The organism is Bradyrhizobium sp. TM233 (genome assembly GCF_036247965.1).
In the GTDB taxonomy this organism is placed as follows: domain Bacteria; phylum Pseudomonadota; class Alphaproteobacteria; order Rhizobiales; family Xanthobacteraceae; genus Bradyrhizobium; species Bradyrhizobium ottawaense.
Genome location: NZ_BTIG01000082.1, coordinates 1 through 4,244 on the forward strand (window position 1 = coordinate 1; position 4,244 = coordinate 4,244).

Annotated in this window: 7 protein-coding genes; 3 read left to right on the top strand and 4 right to left on the bottom strand. The window is 65.6% G+C overall.

Features of this window, described 5'->3' with window-relative positions:
• From AABA86_RS33605 to AABA86_RS33620, 4 genes are all read right to left on the bottom strand, one after another.
• Positions 1–718: LON peptidase substrate-binding domain-containing protein (locus tag AABA86_RS33605; protein ID WP_338309793.1), on the bottom strand; the 718-nt coding region annotated here is incomplete at its 3' end.
• Between the two features lie 8 nt (positions 719–726).
• Positions 727–1,110 (bottom strand): Hsp20/alpha crystallin family protein, encoded by a 384-nt coding sequence (locus AABA86_RS33610; RefSeq protein ID WP_212250336.1) that lies wholly within the window; start codon positions 1,108–1,110, stop codon positions 727–729.
• Positions 1,111–1,262: 152 nt separating this feature from the next.
• Positions 1,263–1,829, bottom strand: coding sequence for a YciE/YciF ferroxidase family protein (locus AABA86_RS33615; protein ID WP_212250334.1), 567 nt, complete (start codon positions 1,827–1,829; stop codon positions 1,263–1,265).
• A 113-nt stretch (positions 1,830–1,942) separates the two neighbouring features.
• Entirely contained in the window at positions 1,943–2,149 is a 207-nt protein-coding gene (locus tag AABA86_RS33620; RefSeq protein ID WP_212250332.1) for a hypothetical protein, read from the bottom strand.
• Between the two features lie 87 nt (positions 2,150–2,236).
• On the opposite strand from AABA86_RS33620, the gene AABA86_RS33625 reads away from it, so the two are divergent.
• The 3 genes from AABA86_RS33625 to AABA86_RS33635 form a co-directional block, all read left to right on the top strand.
• On the top strand, positions 2,237–2,863 hold the full coding sequence (locus AABA86_RS33625) for a MarC family protein (RefSeq protein ID WP_212250330.1): 627 nt from the start codon (positions 2,237–2,239) through the stop codon (positions 2,861–2,863).
• A gap of 157 nt (positions 2,864–3,020) precedes the next feature.
• Entirely contained in the window at positions 3,021–3,674 is a 654-nt protein-coding gene (locus AABA86_RS33630) for an L-fuculose-phosphate aldolase (RefSeq protein ID WP_212250328.1), read from the top strand.
• A gap of 8 nt (positions 3,675–3,682) precedes the next feature.
• Positions 3,683–4,244 (top strand): chloride channel protein (locus AABA86_RS33635; RefSeq protein ID WP_338309794.1); only part of this gene is annotated, 562 nt, incomplete at its 3' end.

The window sequence follows — 4,244 nt, forward strand, 5'->3', positions numbered from 1 at the left end:
TCGCCTCGCGCTGCCGCTCGTCGAAGCTGGCGCGGGTCTTCTGGCCGATCTCGTTGCTGATGCGCAGCACTTCCAGCCGCTCGGCCAGATGCTTGGACACCTTCTCGACGCGCAAGGCGAGGTCGATGGTCTCCAGCACCTCCTGCTTGTCCTGCGGCTTGATGTCCATGAACGAGGTCGCCAGATCGGCCAGCGCGCCCGGCGCAGTGGTGCCCTGGAACATCGCGGCCAGCTCGGGCGGGGCCTGCGGCAGCAGCTCGATCGCCTCGATCGCCTGGCGCTGCAGGTTCAGCGCGCGCGCCTCGATCTCCGGCGAAGTCGTGGTCGGCTCCGGAATCTGCTGGATCCGCGCGGCCGGGAACGGCGTCCCCGGCAGGAAGTCGAGGATGCGCGCACGCTGCACGCCCTGGCAGACGATGTGATGGGTGCCGTCGGGCGCGGTGATATAGCGCACGATGTTGGCGATGGTCGCGACCCGGTAGAGATCGTCCGGCCCCGGCTCGTCGGTCTCGGGACTGCGCTGCAGGACGATGCCGATCGGCCGCTGCTCGCGCAGCGCCTGCTGTGCGGCGGCAACTGACTTCGGCCGCGCGATCGCGATCGGCGCGATGGCGCCGGGGAACAGCACCATCTCGCGCACGGGGATGATGATCAGCGCGTCCTCGGGGATCTTCACGTCGTTATTGGTCTGTTCGTTGTTCATCTGTTCGGTGGCCATGATCGACCTCAGGATTTGGCGAGACGCAGCGCGACGCAGCCGTCCATCACGAAGCGGCTGATGGCGTAGCGGCCGAGCGGAAGCGCGATGCGTCGCTCGAAGCGGCCCTGCGGCAGCTCGAGCCGGTGGATGCGGGCGTTGCGAAGCTCCGGCGGAAGGGTGCGCTGGCCGGAGACGACGAGCACGCCGTCATGAATGACCGTCTCGACATTGTCCGGATTGACACCGGGAAGCGCCACCAGGATCAACAGCTCCTGCTCGGTCTCGAGCACGTCGATCGGCGGCTCCCAGCAGGCTTCCTGGCGGCCGAACTGCTGGCGCAGCCGATCGGCGCGCGTCAGCTGGTCCAGGGCTTCGGACAGCATCCAGTCGAGGGGATTTTTCGGTTGCATGATGCGGGCTCAGGGGTGGGAAAGCCTGCATATGGGGCTCGTTCCCCGGAAATCCAGTGCGTTGGCGCTGACGTGCCATGCGCCGTCGTGCGATCGCAAAAGCAAACGCCGCGGCAGTCGCCGCGGCGTTTCGTCATCGGCTGGGGCGCGGGTCAGGCCGCGGCGCGGTACTCTTCTTCCGCCTCGAGGTTGATCACGGACGTCGCGAGCTCGGTCAGGGTGTGATCGGTCGCCTCTTCCTCGTCGAGCGTCGCCTGAAGCAGCCTTGCTGCGTCCTGCATGCCGAGCTCCTCGGCCCAGGTGCGCAAGGTGCCATAGCGGGAGATCTCGTAGTGCTCGACCGCCTGCGCGGCCGCGAGCAGTCCCGCATCGAGCGCCGGCGCGCCCTTGAAGTCCTTCATGATCTCGGCGCCTTCATCGGTAATGCCGTTGATGGCCTCGCAGGGCTTGCCGCGTGCAGGCTTGCCCAGCATCTTGAAGATCTGGTCGAGACGCTTGACCTGGCCCTGGGTCTCGCGCAGGTGCTTGTTGAAGGCCGCCGCGAGTTCTTTCGAGTTTGCAGCCTTGGCCATTTTGGGCAGGGTCTTGATGATCTTGTTCTCGGCGAAATAGATGTCCTTCAGCGTCTCCAGAAACAGGTCGCTGAGCATCTTCGGCGCCTGACGCGGTCGGCGCGCTGCGGTCTTCTTGGGTGCGCGTTTCTTCGCTCGTTTAGCCATATGTCCTCCTCTTGAGGTGACACGGGAAGGCATCTCCTTCCCCAATCCTCAGCCCATCAAAGCCGTTTGGAGAACGAAAGTTCCAAACTGCAACCGGCGCGCGCGGCGATCGTTCAGGTCGGGCGCTTGTAGGGATCTTCCTGGCGCTGCCGTGCCTCGGTGTTGCGATCGAGCTGAGCCCGCTCGCTGCGCCTGAGGTGGCCGGCCTTCATCACGCCATAGACGAGCGCCCCGCCGAGCACGAAGGCCCCGATGAACCAGAGCCAGAGCAGGTTGGCCGAGAGGTGTCCGAGGAGCATTCCGATTCCACTGTCGCTCATTGTCGTCTCCAGTGATTTCCAAAGCGGCTTTGCTGGGCTAAGTCTGCCCGGAAGCCATCGTTCCAGCGCCCGAGGACCACACCGGCAATGCTCGATTTCGCCCTGTCCGCCTTCGTGACGCTGCTGCTGGTTGTCGATCCGGTCGGCCTTGCGCCGGCCTTCCTCGCTGCGACCGCCGGCATGCCCGACAAGGTCAAACGAACCATCGCGTTGCGCGCGCCGCTGATCGCGGCCTCGATCCTGGTGGTGATCGCGCTGGTCGGAAACTGGCTGCTGCGCCAGCTCGGGATCGGCATCCCCGCCTTCCAGATCGCCGGCGGGCTGCTGCTGTTCGGCGTGTCCTACCAGATGATCTTCGGCGATCGTCCGCATCGCGAGGCCCGCGAGGCCGACAAGGCGACGTCCGAGCACGCCTCCGACGTCGCGGTGTTTCCCCTGGCCATCCCCATGATGGCCGGCCCCGGCGCGATTGCGACCACGCTGCTGCTGTCGGGCGATGCCGGCTATGGGGCGAGGCTCGCGGTGATCATCGCGGTCGTCCTCTGCGTCTGCCTGCTCTGCATGCTGTGCTTCGTCTCGGCCCACCTGATCGCGAAGACCCTCGGACGCACCGGAAATGCCGTGCTCTCGCGCGTCCTCGGCATGCTGCTCGCCGCCTATTCCGTGCAGTTCGTGATCAACGGGATTGCGGCCGTCAGGACCAGCCTGCCGTAAGGCTGCGACAATCCGTGAATTCGTTGATTTTGCCGTCCATTTGGTGATTTGGCAGGAGGGGTGACAAGGTGGCACTGGATCCGGGCCGCTTTCGCTTGCACTGCCATATTGCTTTGACGTACTTCGGGTCTAACAAGCCCATCGTCAGGAAGTCGGGATGTCGATGACAACGGACGAGCTCGCCAAGAGACAGGCCATCATCGACGCCTGCCGGCGCATGAACGCGCTCGGCATCAACCAGGGCACCTCGGGCAATATCTCTGTCCGGCATGTGGACGGGCTTTTGGTGACGCCGACCAGCGTGCCCTATGAGGCCATGACGCCGGACCAGATCGTCTTCATGGCCATGGACGGCACACATGCGCCCGATCAGAAGCCGTCGAGCGAATGGCGCTTTCATCGCGACATCCTGAAGTCGCGGGGTGACGTCAATGCCGTCGTGCACGCCCATCCGACCTATTGCACCATCCTGGCGATCATGGGCATGGCGATTCCGCCGGTGCACTACATGATCGCGGCGGCCGGCGGCGACAGCATCCGCTGCGCGCCCTATGCGACGTTCGGAACCGTGGAGCTGTCCGAGCATGCGGTGCGGGCGCTGGAGGGGCGGCTGGCCTGCCTGCTGGACCATCACGGCATGATCGCGATCGGCAAGACGCTGGACAAGGCGATGTGGCTCGCCGTCGAGGTCGAGACGCTGGCGCGGCAATATCACGGCTGCCTCCAGATCGGGAAACCGCCGCTGCTCCCCAGCGAGGAGATCGAGCGGGTCCGCCAGCGCATGGCCGGCTACGGCCTGTCGGAAGGTTAGGGCGGACGGTGTTCGCGCGGATCAGACATCTCACCGATCGCAAGGGATCTAACCGCGTCATGGTTCGGCTGCGCGCGCTGTTGCGCAGCAACGAGTTCTATCTCATCCCGCTCGCACTGGTGATCGGCACGCTGGCCGGCGCCATCGTGACGCTGATGGCCGAGATCGCGCAGATCGCCCATATGGTCATCTACGGCATTCCGGTCGACGTCCGCCTCTCTGCCAACGCCCGGGTCAGCCCCTGGGCGGCACTGATCGCGCCTGCGCTCGGCGGATTGGCGCTCGGCATCATGGAATGGTCGCGGCGGCGGATGAAGATCTCGAGCGCGGTCGACCCGATCGAGGCCAACGCGCTGCGCGGCGGCAATCTGTCGATGCGGGACAGCGTCATCGTGTCGAGCCAGACGCTGATCTCCAACGGCTGCGGCGCCTCGGTCGGCCTCGAGGCGGGCTATACCCAGATCGGCTCGGGGATCGCCTCGCTGTTCGGCAAGTTCTTCAATCTGCGCCGCAACGATCTGCGCCTGATGGTCGGCTGCGGCGCTGCGGCGGCGATCGCGGCGGCGTTCG

Excerpts from the sequence above, each read along its gene's own strand:
- AABA86_RS33610 (WP_212250336.1), bottom strand. The coding sequence starts at position 1,110 with ATGCAACCGAAAAATCCCCTCGACTGGATGCTGTCCGAAGCCCTGGAC.
- AABA86_RS33615 (WP_212250334.1), bottom strand. The coding sequence starts at position 1,829 with ATGGCTAAACGAGCGAAGAAACGCGCACCCAAGAAGACCGCAGCGCGC.
- AABA86_RS33620 (WP_212250332.1), bottom strand. The coding sequence starts at position 2,149 with ATGAGCGACAGTGGAATCGGAATGCTCCTCGGACACCTCTCGGCCAAC.
- AABA86_RS33625 (WP_212250330.1), top strand. The coding sequence starts at position 2,237 with ATGCTCGATTTCGCCCTGTCCGCCTTCGTGACGCTGCTGCTGGTTGTC.
- AABA86_RS33630 (WP_212250328.1), top strand. The coding sequence starts at position 3,021 with ATGTCGATGACAACGGACGAGCTCGCCAAGAGACAGGCCATCATCGAC.